Here is a 19,085-nt window from a genome sequence, read left to right as displayed (position 1 = left end):
AAATCAAATGAGTACAAAAAATTTAGTATATACAGCGTTAATGACAGCGGTTATTTGTATTTTAGGCCTAGTACCTGGAATACCGTTACCATTTATGCCTGTACCAATTGTATTACAAAATATAGGTATCTTTTTAGCAGGAGTTATATTAGGACGTAAATACGGCGCACTCAGTGTTATTATCTTCTTATTATTAGCAGCCACAGGTTTGCCATTATTATCAGGTGGACGCGGTGGAATAGGTGTGTTTGCAGGTCCTTCAGCAGGATTTTTATTCTTATATCCAGTAGTGGCGTATCTTATAGGTTTAGTAAGAGATCGTTTTAAAAATCATATTAATTTCTTGACATTATTTATTGGTATACTTGTATTTGGTGTTTTATTATTAGATATTGTAGGAACAATCATTATGGGATTCATTATACATATGCCTATAAGTAAAGCATTTTTATTATCATTTACATTTATTCCAGGAGATATTATTAAAGCGATTATTGCGAGTTTAATCGGCACAACATTACTTAACCATTCACGTTTTAAGAATTTGATATAATAGTACAAAATATACATAGTTGGGTGATGGTTACTATGACATACATAACAATGAAGCAGATTAAAGAAAATGGAAAAATATACTTAGAAGATGAGTTGAATATTATATATTTAACACCTTCTGATCCAATGACATATCACATGAATAAGTGGCAGTACAAAACGTTACCTTCAATTAATCAGTGGTATTCAGATATGGAGAAACAACGAATTTTGCATAAAAAACAACATTCTTCTCATTTATCTTTTACATTTCCAGAAAACCAATTACTGCATTCTACATGGTTAGAAGCGATACGCAATGAAGGATTTCAATTAGGACTACTTGAATTGTATGCGATAGACAGTGCTACATTAAAACAATTTGAGAGCAATATTCAGGTAGATATTGAACCTGTAACTTCATTCAATATGGAAGATTATCTAAGTGTTTACAATGAATTTTCAAAACCGTATGGCGAAGCGTTTACTAAAGAAAGTGAAGAACGAACGAGAGAAGCAATATTAAAGCAAATAGATGACGTCACTCGTATAGTTGCATATTATCTTCATAAACCTGTGGGGATTTTGGATGTTATAGTTACAGATGAAACTGTTGAAATTGATGGGTTCGGCGTTTTAGAAGACTATCGTCATAAAGGAATAGGTACTACGATGCAGTCCTATGTAGGCCATTTAGCCGGTTCTCGACCAGTCATATTAGTGGCAGATGGCGATGATACAGCAAAAGACATGTATATAAAGCAAGGCTATATTTTTCAAAGCTTTCAATATCAGATAGTCAAAGAAGATGCGATATAAATAAAAGTAGGGAGTGAAAAATGAATTTATAATAAATTCTAATTCACTCCTTTTACACGTTCTGGATGACTATAAATATTAAAAGAATCACCTCTAATAAAACCAATAGCAGTAATATTTAAGTCATGTGCCAGTGTTATTGCCAATGTGGTAGGTGCAGATTTCGATAATATAACACCGACACCGATTTTAGCTGCTTTTAGTAAAATTTCAGATGATATGCGTCCACTAAAAATAAGTACTTTATTTCTAACAGGAATTTGATGAGTAAGACAAAAACCGTAAAGTTTATCTAAGGCATTATGTCTACCTATATCTTGACGATGTTCAAAAAATGCCTCACCATCACTAATTGCTGCGTTATGCAAGCCACCTGTTTGTTTAAATAAGGTACTTGCACTTTGTAAACCTGTCATCATATTTAAAATTTGTCTTGGAGTGAGAATGATATTAGACATAGACGTTTTAGCAATTGCTGCATCATTTTGAAAATAAAATTCTCGACTTTTTCCACAACATGAAGCAACCATGCGCTTTGTAGAATACTCAAAACGGTCGCTTAATGACTTAGTTAATTCTACATGAGCAAACCCTTTACTATCATCAATTTGTAAATGTTTAATTTCTTCTTTTTTATAAATGGCTCCTTCAGATGCTAAAAATCCTATGACTAACTCTTCTAAATGTGTCGGACTGCAGATTACTGTAGCAAATTCTTTTCCATTCACCATAATCGTTAATGGAAATTCGGTTACATAGCTGTCTTCAGTTTCGATGAGTTGCTCATCTTCATACCTAATAATCGGTTGATTTTGAACGGCATCTTTATCCATGAATGTCTCCCCTTTGGTTATAACTACTTTATACTGTATCATTATATTCACAAAAAGTATTTCAATATTGAATGATTATATAAAACTTTATATTTTAAAATTTAGAAATAAATATAAAATATGGTAAAACTTTTCAAAAGATATAAAAAGCGTATAATATTTGATTGGATAGGGGGCATAAAAATAAATGACTGTAAAACGATTATTAGCGATGTTAGTGGCTGTTATTATCATTTTGGCAGGTTGTTCAAATTCAAAAGATAATGAGAATAGCAAGCAATCTTCAAAGTCAAATAATAGTGATAATCCTAAAACTGAATTGAAAGTTTCAGCAGCAGCAAGTTTAAGTGATGTAAGTAAAGCATTAAAGAAAGAGTTTGAAACAACACATAAAAATGTAAATGTAACATTTAATTATGGTGGATCAGGGGCCTTAAGACAACAAATTGAAAAAGGTGCACCAACTGATGTCTTTATGTCTGCAAATACGAAAGATGTAGATATGTTGAAAAAACATAATCAAGCTCATAATACATATAAATACGCACATAATCAGTTAGTATTGATTGGTGATAAAAACAGTGATCAAGCTTCAGTAAAAGATTTAAAAGACAACGAAAAATTAGCTATTGGTGAAGTGAAAACTGTACCAGCAGGTAAATATGCGAAACAATATTTAGATGATCAACATTTATATAGTGATGTAAAAGATAAAATTGTATATGCCAAAGACGTTAAACAAGTATTAAATTACGTTGAAAAAGGTAATGCTCAAATGGGATTTGTATATGAGACCGATTTATATACGAATAATGAAAGAACAGATAAAGTAAATGAGATTAAAAAAGCGGATTTGAAAAAACCTATCACTTATGAAGCGGGAGCAACATCAGATAGCAAATTTGCTAAAGAATGGATGGAATTTTTAAAATCTAAAAAAGCGAAAGATATTTTAAAAGAATATCACTTTAAAGTATAGGGGGGATGATATATGCCTGATTTAACACCTCTATGGATTTCTATTAAAGTAGGATTTATCAGTACGATAATTGTCTCTATATTAGGAATTTTTATTTGTAGAACGTTATATAAAAGAAAAGGGCATGCAACTCAATTTCTTGAAAGCTTAATATTATTACCTATTGTTTTACCACCGACAGTACTAGGGTTTATACTTATTATTGTTTTTTCACCTAGAACATTTGTGGGACAATTCTTTCAAAATATACTTCATTTACCCGTAGTATTTACAATGACAGGTGCAGTAATTGCATCTGTCATTGTTAGTTTTCCACTGATGTACCAACATACTATTCAAGGATTTCGAAGTATTAATCCTAAAATGTTAAATACTGCACGAACAATGGGAGCAAGTGAACGTAAAATCTTCTATCGTTTAATTCTACCATTATCTAAACGCTCAATTATTGCGGGTATTATGATGAGTTTTGCGAGAGCTATTGGAGAATTTGGTGCAACATTGATGGTTGCAGGATATATTCCAAATAAAACCAATACTCTGCCACTGGAAATCTATTTTTTAGTAGAACAAGGAAAAGAGAATCAGGCATGGTTATGGGTACTTGTACTCGTTGCATTTTCTATTACAGTCATTAGTATGTTGAATTTTGCGAATCGTGATAAAGTTCAGGAGGTAGACTAGATGTTACAAGTTAAATTACAACATCAGTTAAAGCAAACGTTGATTCATATTAACATTGAAGATACAAAAGCTAAAATATATGCAATACAAGGTCCCTCCGGTATTGGAAAAACGACAATATTAAATATCATTGCGGGATTAAGACAACCAGATGAGGCTTATATCAATATTGATAATCATCTATTAGTGGATACTGAAAACCATATTAATGTAAAGATTCAACAACGCCAAATTGGCTATTTATTTCAAGATTATCAACTTTTTCCTAACATGACGGTTCTTCAGAATATTACATTTATGACTAAACAGTCTAAACATATTGATGAGCTTATTCAACGTTTAAATATTAGCCATTTAATAAATCAATTTCCGCCGACACTGTCTGGTGGGGAAGCCCAACGTGTAGCACTCGCGCGAACTTTAAGCACGAAACCCAATTTAATTTTACTTGATGAACCTTTTTCAAGTTTAGATGATATTTCTAGAGATGAAGGCATCCATCTAGTTAAGCAAATTCATGAGGAATGGTGTATACCTATTATTTTTGTAACGCACTCTAATTATGAAGCAGAAGTATTAGCAGATGAAATGATTCAAATTAAATAAATAGGAGTAGGATATCGAAGTTTAGAACGTTTTAGATTTCTGTCCTACTCCTATTTCGTTATAATAAAAAGAAGAGAGAATGTTGAGAGAGGTTTCAAATAATGACTCAAGAACGTTATTCAAGACAAATTTTATTTAAAGATATTGGAGAACATGGACAACAAACCATTAATCAGAAACATGTATTGATTGTTGGAATGGGCGCTTTGGGTACCCATGTAGCTGAAGGACTTGTTCGTGCTGGTATTCAAGAGTTGACTATTGTGGATAGAGACTATATTGAATATAGTAATTTACAAAGACAGACATTGTTTACAGAAAGTGATGCAGATCGTATGTTGCCAAAAGTGGTTGCTGCACAAGATCACTTAAGACATATTCGTTCTGATATAAAAATGAATATTTATATTGAACATGTAGATGCCCAATTTTTAGAGCAATATGCAACGAGTGTAGATTTGATTATTGATGCAACGGATAATTTTGAAACAAGACAATTAATCAATGATTTTTCCTATAGATATCGCATTCCTTGGATTTATGGTGGAGTAGTTCAAAGTACCTATGTAGAAACTGCATTTATTCCAGGTCAAACCCCTTGCTTTAATTGTTTAATGCCTCAGTTACCAGTTATAAATCTGACATGTGATACTGTCGGTGTGATTCAGCCAGCCGTAACGATGACCACAAGTTTTCAATTACGGGATGCTTTAAAGATATTGATTGGTAAACAGATTCCCACAAAGCTGACATATGGAGATATTTGGGAGAATACACATTGTTCTTTTGGTTATAGTAAAATGCGTCGTGATGATTGCCCAACTTGTGGTAAGAATGCTAGCTTTCCATATTTATATGCTCATTCGACTTCATATGCAACTTTGTGTGGTAGAGATACAGTTCAATATGAAAATAAAGACATTACAAAAAAAGTAATAGTTGATTTTCTTACAGCACTCAATATTCGTTACCATGAAAACCAATATATGTTAGTATTTGAATTTAAAAAACATAGAATTGTATATTTTGAGGGTGGGCGAATGTTGATTCATGGTACAACTAAGAAATCTGAAGCAATACATTTAATCAATCAACTATTTGGATAAGGAGAGAATGATGATGCATCAGCATGATAACAAAGAAGTTAAAAAAACAATTCAATGTGCAGTGTTAACAATTTCTGATACACGAAATAAAGAAACAGATAAAGGCGGTCAATTAGTTCAAAAGTGTTTGAAAGAACTGAATATAGAAGTGACAGAAGAACACTATCATATCATTAAAGATGACAAGGAAGACATCCAATCTCAAATTGACGAATGGTTAGCATCAGATATTGATGTCATTATAACGACTGGAGGCACTGGTATAGCACAACGTGATGTGACTATAGAAGCTGTAAAACCACTTTTAGATAAAGAAATTGAAGGATTCGGCGAACTTTTTAGATATTTAAGTTATACGGAAGATGTAGGAACAAAAGCGCTTCTCTCAAGAGCATTAGCGGGAACAGTTATGAGTAAATTAATCTTTACGTTGCCGGGATCAACTGGGGCAGTAAAGTTAGCAATGACTAAACTCATTATTCCGGAATTAAATCATATGGTTTATGAACTCCATAAATAAAATAGTCATAAAAAGCATTGTAAATCATAGGTTTCCCTAATTGAAAATGCTGCTTATGACTATCATAATAGAAGAAAATCATAAAGATTAATCACATTGACGGTGATAATCTCCAGATTTACCTCCAGATTTTGATTCAAGGTATGTGTCACCAATGATCATTCCTTTATCAGCTGCTTTTGTCATATCATATACTGTGAGAGCTGTAACTGAAGCAGCTGTTAAAGCTTCCATTTCAACACCAGTCTTACCTGTAGTAGAAACCGTAGCAGTAATGCTTAATTGATAGTGGCGTGGTGTGTTTGCTTGATTCCAAGAGAATTCAATATCTATTCCAGTTAAGGGCAATGGATGACACATAGGAATAATAGTCGATGTATTTTTAGCAGCCATTATACCTGCAATTTGAGCAGTATTAAGTACATTACCCTTTTTATTTGTATTGTCTATAATTTGACGGTAAATCGTCTCATTCACTGTGATGCTTGAATGCGCTTTAGCGATACGTTTTGTAATACTTTTATTAGAAACATCAACCATTTTTGCATTACCTTGATGATTGATATGTGTAAAATTTGACATAAATAGCCTCCTATAGAAATATCTAAAAAATCATAACATATAAATAAAGTTATAAACATTTATTTTTAATGAGTACATCATTATCTTACTGAGTTTATAAAATAGTATAGCATGAATTTATCGTGTAATTGGAGTTGATAAAATGGTAGTTGAAAAAAGAAAACCAATACCTATTAAAGAAGCAATTGAACGTATTGTAAAACAAGATATATATACTCAACAAAATAATATATCATTAGAGGACAGTTTAGGATATGTCTTAGCAGAAGACATTGTAGCAACTTATGATATACCACGTTTCAATAAATCGCCGTATGATGGTTTTGCTATAAGAAGTGAAGATTCGGCTGGTGCCTTTTCAAAAAATCGTAAAACGTTTAAAGTGATAGATCATATTGGTGCAGGCACAGTATCTCATAAAACAGTTGGAGAAAATGAAGCAGTTCGTATTATGACAGGCGCTCAAATTCCTGAGGGTGCAGATGCAGTAGTGATGTTTGAACAAACTGTGGAAAATGGAGATACATTTACGATTAGAAAACCTTTTGAAGAGAATGAAAATGTGTCGCTAAAAGGAGAAGAAACTAAAACAGGAGATATCGTTTTAAAAAAAGGACAAGTCATTAATCCTGGAGCTATTGCAGTACTAGCGACCTATGGTTATACAGAAGTGCCTGTATTTTTAAAACCAAGTATTGCAGTTATTGCTACTGGAAGCGAATTATTGAATGTAGACGAAGAATTACAACCAGGAAAAATTAGAAATTCTAATGGTCCGATGATACAAGCGTTAGCTGATAAAATGAGATTAACGATAGAGCCTTATAGTATACAACAAGATGACTTAGAAAGTAGTATTCAAGTCATCACTAAAGCAATGAAAGATCATGATATTGTCATTACTACTGGAGGCGTTTCGGTAGGAGATTATGACTTTTTACCAAAGATATACAAAGCAATTCAAGCAGAAGTGTTATTTAATAAAATTGCGATGCGTCCTGGAAGTGTGACAACTGTGGCAGTTGCAAATAAGACGTATTTATTTGGTTTATCAGGGAATCCATCGGCTTGTTTTACTGGTTTTGAATTATTTGTTAAACCAGCAGTGCAACATATGATGCAAGCCAAAGCAGTTTACCCTCAAGTTGTGAAAGCAACATTAATGGAAGATTTTGCGAAAGCCAATCCATTTACAAGATTTATTCGAGCAACTGCATCTTTTACTCATAATTGTGCGACTGTGGTTCCATCCGGATTTAATAAATCGGGTGCTGTGGTAGCAATAGCACATAGTAATGCAATGATTATGTTGCCAGGGGGTACAAGAGGATTTAAAGCCGGCCATACGGTAGATGTTATTTTAACTGAATCGAATGTTTTCGAAGAGGAACTATCATTATGATTTTACAAATAGTTGGTTTTAAAGATTCGGGTAAAACAACGTTGTTACAACAATCTATTACATTTTTAAAATCTCAAGGCTATCACATTGTGACGATTAAACATCACGGACATGAAAAAGATGATATTACACTTCAATCATCTAATGTGGATCATATGAAACATTTTGAAGCTGGTGCAGATCAGAGTATTGTTCAAGGATCTGCTTATCAACAAACAGTAACACGTAGAAATCAGCCGTCGCTTGAACAACTGATAAAAGAAAGTGTAACTATTAGTTATGACGTTATTTTAGTTGAAGGGTTTAAAAATGAGGATTATGACAAAATAGTGGTATATAAAACCCAAGAAGAATTAGAAGAACTGAGACTTCTTACACATGTTCAATATTTTTATAATTATAATAATGAGAATGCTTTAAAAAACTATGAGCAATGGTTACTAAAATGGATGAAACGAAAGGATGAACATAAAAATGAAACAATTTGAAATCGTGACGAATCCAATTGAGCCCGAACAATATAGAACATTTACTTTAAATGAACATCAAGGAGCTGTTGTTGTATTTACAGGTCATGTTCGCGAATGGACTAAAGGGGTGAAAACAGAATATCTTGAGTATGAAGCTTATGTTCCAATGGCTCAAAAAAAACTAGAACAAATTGGAGAAGAAATTACACAGCGTTGGCCAGGAACGATAACAACGATTGTACATCGTATTGGTCCCCTACAAATCTCTGATATTGCAGTATTGATTGCTGTCTCTTCGCCACATCGTAAAGATGCCTATCGTGCAAATGAGTATGCGATTGAAAGAATTAAAGAAGTTGTGCCAATTTGGAAAAAAGAAATTTGGGAAGACGGTGCAGAATGGCAAGGACATCAAAGAGGAGATTATAGTCAAGCAACTAAAGGAGAGGCTTAAATGAGAGTATTATATTTTGCAGAAATAAAAGAAATATTAGAAATGAATTCAGAAGACATTGATTTAATAGAAGATATTACAGTAGAAACGTTTAAAGAATTATTATTTGAACGTCACCCATCCATTCGTGATAAAAAATTTCAAGTAGCTGTAAATGAAGAATTTGTTCAACTTAATGATATTGTAAAGCAAGATGATGTTGTTGCGTTAATACCTCCAGTTAGTGGTGGTTAAATATGAAAGCAATTATTCTAGCTGGGGGACACTCTAAACGTTTTGGTAGTCCTAAAGCATTTGCTTGTATTCACGGGGAAATGTTCTATAAACGAATTATTAACACATTAACAGAAACGAATTTATTTGACGATATTATTATAAGTACAAACAAACAACTTAAGAATGAATTTGAGTATAAACATATTATGGTAGATGAAGAAACACATGCAGATAAAGGCCCGTTATCAGGAATCTACACAGTTATGAAACATTATAATAATGAAGAATTATTTTTTGTGGTCTCTGTAGATACTCCTATGATTACTAAAGAAGCAATAAGTCAACTATATCAATTTACAATTTCACAGCGTATGGAACATCAAGCCGATATTATAGCTTATTCAGACGATGATAAACCTATACCGACCATTGCTTTTTATAGTCGAGGAGTCATTTCGAATATTGAAAAAGCACTCAATTCTAATGATTATAGTTTACAGCATGTATATAAAAATGTGATAACATGTTTTCTAGATACTAAAGAGGTTCAGCCTTTAAAAAATTGGTCTAAAAATATTAATTATCAAGATGATTTGAATACTTTACTTCATCAGATTAATGATTAAAGGGGGACACGTTAATGACGATCCAAATTAAAGATAAATTAGGACGTCCTATAAGAGATCTACGAATTTCTGTAACAGATCGTTGTAATTTCAGATGTGATTATTGTATGCCAAAAGAAATATTTGGTGATGATTTTGTTTTTTTACCTAAAGAGGAATTACTTACATTTGATGAAATTACAACAATTGCCAAAGTTTATGCTGAATTAGGCGTGAAAAAATTAAGAATTACTGGTGGAGAACCTTTATTACGACGTGATTTATATAAATTAATTGAAAAACTTAATCATATTGAAGGTATTGAAGATATTGGTATGACCACTAATGGTTTACTTTTAAAAAAACATGGTCAAAAGTTGTATGATGCAGGATTGCGTAGAATTAATGTAAGTTTAGATGCAATTGATGATGAAGTATTTCAAGCAATCAATAACCGTAACATTAAAGCTTCTACCATCTTGCAACAAATTGATTATGCAATATCTATTGGATTTCATGTAAAAGTAAATGTAGTGATACAAAAAGGAATTAATGATGATCAAATCCTACCTATGATTGAATATTTTAAAGATAAACATATTCAAATAAGATTCATTGAATTTATGGATGTAGGTAATGATAATGGTTGGAATTTTAGTAAAGTTGTTACGAAAGAAGAAATGCTATCTACTATTGAAGAAGAGTTTGATATAGAACCTCTTCCACCTAAATATTTTGGTGAAGTTGCCACATATTATAGACATAAAGATAATGGTGCACAGTTTGGTCTAATCACAAGTGTTTCAGCTTCATTTTGTTCTACTTGTACAAGAGCAAGATTATCATCTGATGGGAAATTTTATGGATGTTTATTTAGTGTGATTGATGGTTTTGATATTAAATCATTATTGCGTAGTGGTGCTACACATCAAAAATTAAAAGACACGCTCATTTCATTATGGCAAGCACGTGATGATCGTTATTCAGATGAACGAACAGAACAAACAGTAAGAAATCGACAACGAAAGAAAATTAATATGAATTATATTGGTGGTTAATCTATACAGAAGCAAGTGATAATCATATGTGATATCACTTACTTCTGTATTTTAATTTGATAGTATTTTTAATTAATTTTAATAATTTCAAAGTAATTTATATTAATCACTAAACAGATATAAATTAATATTTGTAATAGATTAAATTGTGCATATGTTATATAATTAAATTAAGCAATTTTATTATATTATGTATTTATACAACTTAGAATCAACTTTGGAGGCATGTACTATGAATAATAAAGTGACTCGCTTTATTGAAGCGGAAAGAGAACTTAGTCAATTGAAGCATTGGTTGAAAATGACGTATAAAATTTCTATTGAGGAATTTGTTGTTTTATTTAAAGTGTATGAAGGTAAAAAAATTAGCGGAAAAGAGTTACGCGATACATTACATTTTGAAATGTTATGGGATACAAGTAAAATTGACGTCATCATCCGCAAAATTTACAAGAAAGAATTAATTTCTAAATTACGTTCTGAAACAGATGAACGACAAGTATTTTATTTCTTTAATGCGTCGCAACAAAAAGTATTAGATAAAATGAAAAATGAAATTGAAGCTATTAGTATTGCAAATTAATTAAATAAAAAGAGCACCTCTAATATTCTATAACGAATCATAGGGGTGCTTCTTTTTATATATTAAATGAAAGATTAATACGTATTACCATTCACTTTTCTACCATGAACAATTAAATAAAGTACCGTACATAAAGCGGCTACAATAGCCATAATGAAATAAACTTGAGTATACGTGATTGAACCTGTAAATAATCCAAGCAACGATGGACCAAAACCAATACCAATATCTAATCCAATAAAGTAAGTTGAAGTTGCAATTCCATATTTACTTGAAGGTGACACTTTAATTGCAATGGCTTGCATAGAAGAAGAGAGATTTCCATAGCCAATACCTAAGAACACGCCAGCAAGTAATAATACCCAACCATTATAGCTAAATACTAATAAAACAAATGTGATAATTAAGGCAAGAAATGCTGGATAAACCACAACATTTTCATTTTTTGCATCAATCATCCTACCAGCAATAGGTCGAGTGATTAATGAAGCGACCGCATAGAAAATAAAGAAATAACTAGATGCTTCTAACAAATGACGTTGCTCAGCAAAAGATTTTAAGAATGTTAGGATTGAAGCATAGTTCAACCCGATAATCATCATCACAATTGCTACTGGTACAGCTTCTTTAGCAATGAAATTATGAATGTTGAAACCAGAAGCTTGGGCTACTTTTCTATCAATTGCATTTTTAGTAGGATTAAAGTCAATTTTAATAAAGACTGAAACAATTAAACTTGCAATTCCTAGTATAAGACAGATAAGAAATAGTAAATTAATTGAGAATGATTTCAATAATAAAATTCCAAAGAAAGGACCAATGGCTGATCCAAGAACAAGACTTAGTGAAAATAAGCTAATGCCTTCACTTTTACGTTCTACAGGGGTAACATGTGCAGCAATTGTACCTGTAGCTGTCGTTGCGATAGCTGTAGCAATTCCATTTAGGAGTCGTACTAACATCAAGATGGTTATCGATCCTGGGATAAAATAAAGTAACTGAGTAATGATTAGAAAAATTAAACCAGCAATTAAAATCTTTTTAGGACCAAAACGATTGACATACTTTCCCGTTCCAAAACGTCCTATCAATGATCCGATAATAAATAGTCCTACAACAAGTCCAGATAAGCTGTCCGACACATGATAGGATGTTTTAGAATAATCAGCGATGATAACTAATAATAAGTACATACACAAATAAACAAAGAAGTTAATCATAAAATTGATCGTAAAACTTTTAGTAAAAATAGGTTGTTTAGTAGTACTAGTCTGATTCATGAGGATCCCCCTTCAATAATGTGTTATGTAATTTTTTCATAATTGCTATGACGTGATCCAAATCATCATTAGATATATTAGATTGATGGATTAAATCTTCTTGAATAGGTGTAATACAAGCATTAATGTTCTCAAATAATTGCTGTCCTTTTTCAGATAAACTTAATAGCTTTTCACGTTTGTCAGTACCTGGAGTAACCAAAAGTAAATCTTTTTCAAATAGTACTTTAATAATTTTACGCGCAGTTGGTTTTTCAATAAAACGACGTTTAGATATTTGAACTAAAGTCGTTTGGTCATATGTAGCAATATCTTTAAGCACTAACCACTGACCTGTATGTAGACCAAACTGATCTAATATAGATTGAGTACGTTTAATATAAGGACGATAAATACCAATAAAACTATTAAAAAATTCATTTGTGAGCATTTTGAATTATCTCCCTCAAAAATAGTTAGCAAGGCTAACTAATTGATGACGAAAAATATTATACGCCGATTTCATTCATTTTTCAACACTAAATATAAGTTATAGAGTAAAGTATAGTGAAATTTGTTAAAATACAATTAAGTTTAAATTAGTAAAGGGGATATTGATAAATGAAGTTGAAATTTGATCATATGATTCATTACGTCGATCAATTAAAAGGATTTAAATATCCAGGTGAGTTATTAAAAATTCATTCTGGAGGCAAGCATCATCAATATGGCACTTTCAATCGTTTAACTTATATAAATGAAAATTACATCGAACTTTTAGATGTTGAAGATGTCGAAAAGTTAAAGAAAGAAGCTAAAACTGAAGAGGGAAGAGTCGCTTTTGCAACGAAAATTGTTCAAGATGATTTTAAGCAAGGATTTAAAACAATGGCATTTAGAACGGAAGATATAGAGAAAGTAAAACAATCTTTAAACGAACGTCATATTGATACGATTGGTCCTATACATATGGACAGAGAAGATAAAAAGGGTGAAAAGATAAGATGGAAGTTACTCTATATCGCTGATCCCGACTATATGGTTAGGCCACCTTTTTTTATTGAGTGGAATAAAAATAAAGTCGATCATATGCAAAATTTAGATTCATTTTTTCAGAAACAATTTAAAATTGATAAAATTATTATAGATAGTTCTAAACGCTCTAAAACCTTAACTAAGTGGCAAAGCTGGTTTAATATGGACATTATAGAAGAAAATGAGAACTACACTGACTTAAAATTAGAGGGGGATACTATCGTTTATCGGATTCAAGATGCGGCTCAATCTGGATACAATACCATTGTTTTTAAAGATAATGAAACTACGACTCCTTATTCAATTATTATTAAAGGAGCCAAATATCGTTTCGAACCGAATGAAGGAACTAATTAAATAGATAGGTATAAGTACTATGTGCGATAAAAGCAATATGAATAAAAACTAGTACTAGAGAGATTAAGCTTAATATTAAAGAAAAACGATTTGTTTTTAATAATATAAATAAAATGGTAAGTACAAGTGATAAAGCGACAAACATCACTCTCAGACTAAAAAAATTTATAGTTAAAGGATGAGCCATTGTATAAATTATTGCAATAGTATTACATACAATAAATATAAGTAAAATTATATTTCTCAATTTTAAAAACCTCTTTAATAAAAAATAGTAGTGTTTTTCATTCATTAAGTATAACAAAAAGAATAGCTTTTTGAAGAAAATTCAACTTCTATTATGAGTTTGTCGACACTCTCAAATCTACAATGTATAATGATAAGTAATGCAAAGATAAAGGAGTTTTATATAGCATGGAAAAGATGAATATCACAAATCAGGAACATGACGAATTTGTAAAAACTCATCCGAATGGTGATTTATTGCAACTGACAAAGTGGGCAGAGACAAAGCGCTTAACTGGATGGTATTCAAAACGTGTGGCAGTAGGTGAAAATGGTGAAATTAAAGGTGTAGGACAGTTATTATTTAAAAAGATACCGAAGTTACCATTTACATTATGCTACGTATCACGTGGATTCGTAGCCGATTATAATGATAGAGATGTACTGAGAGCACTTTTAAATGAAACAAAAAAAATCGCTAAAGAAGAAAAAGCGTATGCGATTAAGATTGATCCAGATGTTGAAGTAGAACATGGCACAGAAGCACTTAAAAATTTAAGAATGCTTGGATTTAAACATAAAGGGTTTAAAGAAGGATTATCAAAAGACTATATTCAACCTCGTATGACAATGATTACACCTATTGATAAAACTGATGATGAAATTATTCAAAACTTTGAACGTCGTAATCGTTCTAAAGTTAGATTAGCGCTTAAACGAGGTACTAAAGTTGAACACTCAAATCGTGAAGGGCTTAAAACATTTGCGAAATTAATGCAAATTACGGGTGAACGTGATGGCTTCTTAACACGTGATATTAGCTATTTTGAGAATATTTATGACTCATTACATGAAGATGGGGATGCAGAATTATTCTTAGTGAAATTAGAGCCACAACAAGTGCTTGATGAAACGAATAAAGATCTAGAAGCTCAAGAAGCAGAAAAAGCTAAACTAGAAGCGAAGTCAGAAGCACGTCCAAATGATAAAAAAACAGCTAACAAATTAAATGATGTAAAAAATAAGATTTCTAAGACAACTGAATTAAAAGAAGATTTAGAAAGATTAAATCAAGAACATCCAGAAGGCGTATATTTATCAGGCGCATTACTTATGTTTGCAGGTAAAAAATCATATTACTTATATGGAGCTTCTTCAAATGATTATCGTGATTTCTTACCGAACCATCATATGCAATATGAAATGATGAAATACGCAAGAGATCATGGTGCAACAACGTATGACTTTGGTGGCACAGATAATAATCCATCAAAAGGTTCTGAACACTATGGATTATGGGCTTTTAAACGTGTATGGGGCACTTATTTAAGTGAAAAAATTGGTGAGTTTGATTATGTCTTAAATCAGCCGTTATATCAATTAATCGAACAAGTTAAACCAAGACTTACAAAAGCCAAAATTAAACTCTCTCGCAAATTAAAACGTAAATAATTAATTTACAGTATTGTAGATACAGTATTTAATCTGAACGATTCTATAAAGAAACGTTCAGATTTTTTTACCAATATTAATAACTTATTATAGGAGAAGTAATTAAATGATTAAAAAGATGCTTCAATTTTCATTAGGTAATAAGTTTGCTATTTTCTTAATGGTTCTTTTAGTCATTATAGGTGGCATATATTCAAGTGCTAAACTTAAATTAGAATTATTACCTGATGTTGAAAACCCAATTATTTCTGTCCAAACGACGATGCCAGGCGCTACACCTCAAACGACACAAGATGAAATTAGCTCGAAAATTGATAAACAAGTCAGATCACTCGCTTATGTAAAAAGTGTAGAAACACAATCGATATCTAATGCTTCAATTGTGAAAGTTGAATATAACAACGGAACTGACATGGATAAAGCTGAAGAAGTACTGAAAAAAGAAATAGACAAAATCGATTTTAAGGATGGAGTAAGTGAACCAGAATTAATACGTAATTCCATCGATGCTTTTCCTATTGTAGCTTACTCATTTACAAATAAAAGTAATGACTTAAGAACTACGACAAAAGAAATTAATGAACAATTAATACCTAAACTTCAAACTGTTGATGGTGTTCAAAGTGCACAACTGAATGGACAAACTACCCGTCAAGTTACTTTAAAATTTAAACAAAAAGAATTGGATAAAGTAAGGTTATCTGCGGAGGATGTTGAAAATTACATTAAGACAGCGACAAGAGAAACACCACTCGGTTTATTCCAATTTAGAAATAATGAAAAATCTCTCGTTGTGGATGGTCAATTTAAATCAGTCAGTGCATTAAAAGATTTAAACATCCCGCTTTCTATAGCAGGCCAAGGACAATCAAGTGACTCTAACGATAATAGTATTAGTAGTACTGGCCAAGAGGGTAGTCAATCATCTAGTGCAAGTCAATCGCAAACGAATAGCTCTTTAAAAGGAACAAATGGTCAAATGCCAAGCGTGCCACTTAAAGATTTAGCTAACATCACTGTGGGCGATGAACGAGATTCTATTTCAAAAACAAATGGTAAAGACGCAGTGAACGTACAAGTAATGAAAGCACAAGATGCAAATACAGTTCAAGTGGCTAGAGCAACGCAAAAGAAAATAGACGAGTTTGTTAAGAATAATAGTGATATCAAAGCTACAAAAACAATGGACACAGCTAAACCAATTGAAGATTCATTATATACTATGATTGAAAAAGCGGCATTAGGTACCATCGTCGCAATTATTGTTATTTTATTATTCTTAAGAAATATTAAAACAACAGCGATATCTATCGTTTCAATTCCGTTATCTATTTTGATTGCACTTATTGCACTGAAATTAAGTAATGTATCACTTAATATTTTAACTTTAGGTGCATTGACGATTGCGATTGGTCGGGTCATAGATGATTCTATTGTTGTAGTAGAAAATATCTATCGACGATTATCAGATCCAAGTGAACAATTAAAAGGGAACAATTTAGTTATTAGTGCAACGAGAGAGGTATTTAAACCTATTTTATCTTCTACGATTGTTACAATTATAGTTTTCTTACCGCTAGCTTTTGTTTCCGGCTCAGTAGGTGAAATGTTCCGACCATTTGCGTTAGCTATCACATTTAGTTTACTGGCTTCGCTTCTTGTTTCTATTACTGTTGTGCCAGCCCTTGCCTCAACATTCTTTAAAAATGGAATAAACATAAAGGGCAATGTTAATGAAGAAAATAAATTAGGAGGGATTAGTAAGGGATATAAACGAGTACTTGGTTGGTCGCTTAATCATAAATGGCTTGTTCTTATTATTAGTATTGTTATATTAATTGCGAGTATAGGAATTGGTGCAGCTAAATTAGGAACAAGTTATATTTCTACAGGGGAAGATAAGTTTTTAGCGTTAACTTATACACCTAAACCAGGAGAAACTGAAGAAGCAGTACTTAAACATGCTGAAAAAGCTCAAAAATACCTTCAAAGTAAAGATAAAGTTAAAACAGTTCAATTTTCTGTAGGGGGACCTTCTCCAGCAGATCCAACGGGAAGTACGAATAGCATGGCTATTATGGTGGAATATGATTCGGATACGCCGCACTTTGAGGAAGAACCAGATAAAGTGGTTACACATCTTTCTAAAATGAAAAACCCAGGTAAATGGAAAAATCAAGACTTAGGTACAGGAGCTGGAAACAATTCAGTGGACGTAACTGTTAAAGGATCTTCTACTGATGCAATTAGAAGTACAGTAACTAAAGTTGAAAATAAAATGAAATCCATTAAAGGTGTAGCAGATGTCAATTCAGATTTATCACAAACCTATGATCAATATGAAATCAAAGTAGATCAAAATAAAGCAACAGATAAAGGTATTTCAGCTGCACAATTAGCATTGAATTTAAATGAGAACTTACCAGAAAAAACAATTACAACTGTTAAAGAAAATGGTAATAATATAGATGTAAAAGTAAAACAGAATAAACAAACAAATTGGTCTCAAAATAAACTAGAAAACATCGACTTACATGCACCAAGTGGAGAAACTGTTAAATTAAAAGATATTGCACGTCTAAACAAAACAACAACACCAAGTAAACTTGTTCAAGAAGATGGCGATTATGCTACAACAATTTCAGGTAAAATTACCGCTTCTGATGTTGGTGGAACTTCTAGTAAAGTGATGCGTGAAATCAATACAATTGATAAACCTAATAACGTTAAGTTTAATGTTGGTGGTGCAACAGATGATATTAATACAGCTATGAGCCAACTCGCTTTTGCAATGCTTATTGCTATTGTTATTGTGTATCTTGTGTTGGTTATCACATTCAAAGGTGGTTTAGCACCATTTACAATTCTATTCTCATTACCATTTACAGCTATTGGTATAGTATTTGCATTATTGATTACCGGAGAAACCATTTCAGTACCAAGTTTAATTGGTATGTTGATGTTAATTGGTATTGTTGTTACAAATGCAATTGTATTAATTGATAGAGTGATTTCAAATGAACAACAAGGTATGTTAATGAAAGAAGCTTTAATTGAAGCGGGTGGAACCCGAATTAGACCTATTTTGATGACTGCAGTTGCAACAATCGGTGCATTATTACCATTATTATTTGGGCAAAATAGTTCAATTCTAATTTCTAAAGGAATGGCCGCTACAGTCATAGGTGGATTAGTATCATCAACACTACTAACCTTAATCGTAGTGCCAGTTATCTATGAAATACTCTTTACTTTAAAAAACAAACTTACACGTAAATAAAGATAAATTTAGGATAAGTCAAAAAA

Annotated in this window: 21 protein-coding genes; 17 read left to right on the top strand and 4 right to left on the bottom strand. The window is 31.7% G+C overall.

Features of this window, described 5'->3' with window-relative positions:
* Positions 1-7: 7 nt before the first annotated feature.
* Positions 8-553 (top strand): biotin transporter BioY, encoded by a 546-nt coding sequence (locus tag NR218_RS06950; RefSeq protein ID WP_002448536.1) that lies wholly within the window; start codon positions 8-10, stop codon positions 551-553.
* Positions 554-588: 35 nt separating this feature from the next.
* Complete coding sequence (locus tag NR218_RS06945) at positions 589-1,353, top strand: GNAT family N-acetyltransferase (RefSeq protein WP_049382608.1); 765 nt, start codon at positions 589-591, stop codon at positions 1,351-1,353.
* Positions 1,354-1,391: 38 nt separating this feature from the next.
* Here NR218_RS06945 and fdhD read toward each other — a convergent pair whose 3' ends face one another.
* Positions 1,392-2,186 (bottom strand): formate dehydrogenase accessory sulfurtransferase FdhD, encoded by a 795-nt coding sequence (gene fdhD / locus NR218_RS06940; RefSeq protein WP_049379341.1) that lies wholly within the window; start codon positions 2,184-2,186, stop codon positions 1,392-1,394.
* 187 nt (positions 2,187-2,373) lie between these two features.
* Between fdhD and modA the strand changes: the two genes are divergently transcribed.
* The 5 genes from modA (at position 2,374) to NR218_RS06915 (ending at position 6,081) form a co-directional block, all read left to right on the top strand.
* Complete coding sequence (modA, locus tag NR218_RS06935; RefSeq protein ID WP_049419996.1) at positions 2,374-3,165, top strand: molybdate ABC transporter substrate-binding protein; 792 nt, start codon at positions 2,374-2,376, stop codon at positions 3,163-3,165.
* A gap of 12 nt (positions 3,166-3,177) precedes the next feature.
* Positions 3,178-3,849, top strand: coding sequence for a molybdate ABC transporter permease subunit (gene modB / locus NR218_RS06930; protein ID WP_049419995.1), 672 nt, complete (start codon positions 3,178-3,180; stop codon positions 3,847-3,849).
* Positions 3,850-4,455, top strand: coding sequence for an ATP-binding cassette domain-containing protein (locus NR218_RS06925; RefSeq protein ID WP_072291583.1), 606 nt, complete (start codon positions 3,850-3,852; stop codon positions 4,453-4,455).
* A gap of 101 nt (positions 4,456-4,556) precedes the next feature.
* Positions 4,557-5,561, top strand: a complete 1,005-nt coding sequence (locus NR218_RS06920; RefSeq protein ID WP_049419994.1) for a ThiF family adenylyltransferase — start codon at positions 4,557-4,559, stop codon at positions 5,559-5,561.
* Between the two features lie 13 nt (positions 5,562-5,574).
* On the top strand, positions 5,575-6,081 hold the full coding sequence (locus NR218_RS06915; RefSeq protein ID WP_017174867.1) for a MogA/MoaB family molybdenum cofactor biosynthesis protein: 507 nt from the start codon (positions 5,575-5,577) through the stop codon (positions 6,079-6,081).
* 87 nt (positions 6,082-6,168) lie between these two features.
* On the opposite strand, the gene moaC is transcribed toward NR218_RS06915, so the two are convergent.
* The gene (moaC, locus tag NR218_RS06910) at positions 6,169-6,663 is read right to left on the bottom strand and encodes a cyclic pyranopterin monophosphate synthase MoaC (protein WP_048762098.1); all 495 of its coding nucleotides are present in this window, start codon (positions 6,661-6,663) and stop codon (positions 6,169-6,171) included.
* 142 nt (positions 6,664-6,805) lie between these two features.
* Between moaC and glp the strand changes: the two genes are divergently transcribed.
* The 7 genes from glp (at position 6,806) to NR218_RS06875 (ending at position 11,451) form a co-directional block, all read left to right on the top strand.
* On the top strand, positions 6,806-8,065 hold the full coding sequence (gene glp, locus NR218_RS06905) for a gephyrin-like molybdotransferase Glp (RefSeq protein WP_017174865.1): 1,260 nt from the start codon (positions 6,806-6,808) through the stop codon (positions 8,063-8,065).
* Positions 8,062-8,553, top strand: a complete 492-nt coding sequence (gene mobB / locus NR218_RS06900; protein ID WP_017174864.1) for a molybdopterin-guanine dinucleotide biosynthesis protein B — start codon at positions 8,062-8,064, stop codon at positions 8,551-8,553. The genes glp and mobB overlap by 4 nt, the downstream gene beginning before the upstream one ends.
* Positions 8,540-8,989 (top strand): molybdenum cofactor biosynthesis protein MoaE, encoded by a 450-nt coding sequence (locus tag NR218_RS06895; RefSeq protein ID WP_017174863.1) that lies wholly within the window; start codon positions 8,540-8,542, stop codon positions 8,987-8,989. The genes mobB and NR218_RS06895 overlap by 14 nt, the downstream gene beginning before the upstream one ends.
* Positions 8,990-9,223: a molybdopterin converting factor subunit 1 gene (moaD, locus tag NR218_RS06890; RefSeq protein WP_017174862.1), complete on the top strand. Its 234-nt coding sequence runs from the start codon at positions 8,990-8,992 to the stop codon at positions 9,221-9,223. It abuts the gene before it with no gap.
* 2 nt (positions 9,224-9,225) lie between these two features.
* Positions 9,226-9,831 (top strand): molybdenum cofactor guanylyltransferase MobA, encoded by a 606-nt coding sequence (gene mobA / locus NR218_RS06885; RefSeq protein WP_017174861.1) that lies wholly within the window; start codon positions 9,226-9,228, stop codon positions 9,829-9,831.
* A 14-nt stretch (positions 9,832-9,845) separates the two neighbouring features.
* Positions 9,846-10,868, top strand: coding sequence for a GTP 3',8-cyclase MoaA (gene moaA, locus NR218_RS06880; RefSeq protein WP_017174860.1), 1,023 nt, complete (start codon positions 9,846-9,848; stop codon positions 10,866-10,868).
* A 232-nt stretch (positions 10,869-11,100) separates the two neighbouring features.
* The gene (locus tag NR218_RS06875) at positions 11,101-11,451 is read left to right on the top strand and encodes a SarA family transcriptional regulator (RefSeq protein WP_017174859.1); all 351 of its coding nucleotides are present in this window, start codon (positions 11,101-11,103) and stop codon (positions 11,449-11,451) included.
* A gap of 74 nt (positions 11,452-11,525) precedes the next feature.
* On the opposite strand, the gene NR218_RS06870 is transcribed toward NR218_RS06875, so the two are convergent.
* Together NR218_RS06870 and NR218_RS06865 are read right to left on the bottom strand one after the other, a co-directional pair.
* Positions 11,526-12,731 (bottom strand): MFS transporter, encoded by a 1,206-nt coding sequence (locus NR218_RS06870; RefSeq protein ID WP_048762095.1) that lies wholly within the window; start codon positions 12,729-12,731, stop codon positions 11,526-11,528.
* Complete coding sequence (locus tag NR218_RS06865) at positions 12,718-13,161, bottom strand: MarR family winged helix-turn-helix transcriptional regulator (protein ID WP_048682439.1); 444 nt, start codon at positions 13,159-13,161, stop codon at positions 12,718-12,720. The genes NR218_RS06870 and NR218_RS06865 overlap by 14 nt, the downstream gene beginning before the upstream one ends.
* Positions 13,162-13,331: 170 nt before the next feature.
* On the opposite strand from NR218_RS06865, the gene NR218_RS06860 reads away from it, so the two are divergent.
* The 3 genes from NR218_RS06860 (at position 13,332) to NR218_RS06850 (ending at position 19,059) form a co-directional block, all read left to right on the top strand.
* Complete coding sequence (locus NR218_RS06860; RefSeq protein WP_048762094.1) at positions 13,332-14,102, top strand: VOC family protein; 771 nt, start codon at positions 13,332-13,334, stop codon at positions 14,100-14,102.
* 414 nt (positions 14,103-14,516) lie between these two features.
* Positions 14,517-15,779 carry a lipid II:glycine glycyltransferase FemX gene (locus NR218_RS06855; RefSeq protein ID WP_048762090.1) on the top strand — a complete coding sequence of 421 codons (1,263 nt, stop codon included), beginning with the start codon at positions 14,517-14,519 and terminating at the stop codon, positions 15,777-15,779.
* Positions 15,780-15,885: 106 nt separating this feature from the next.
* A complete protein-coding gene (locus tag NR218_RS06850) occupies positions 15,886-19,059 on the top strand; it encodes an efflux RND transporter permease subunit (RefSeq protein WP_048762089.1) in 3,174 nt (1,057 codons plus the stop codon).
* Positions 19,060-19,085 lie beyond the last annotated feature (26 nt).

It is taken from the genome of Staphylococcus sp. SUC_1.2 (assembly GCF_026222585.1).
The sequence above is the reverse complement of the archived record's forward strand: the minus strand, read 5'-3'. Positions and strand labels throughout refer to the sequence as shown.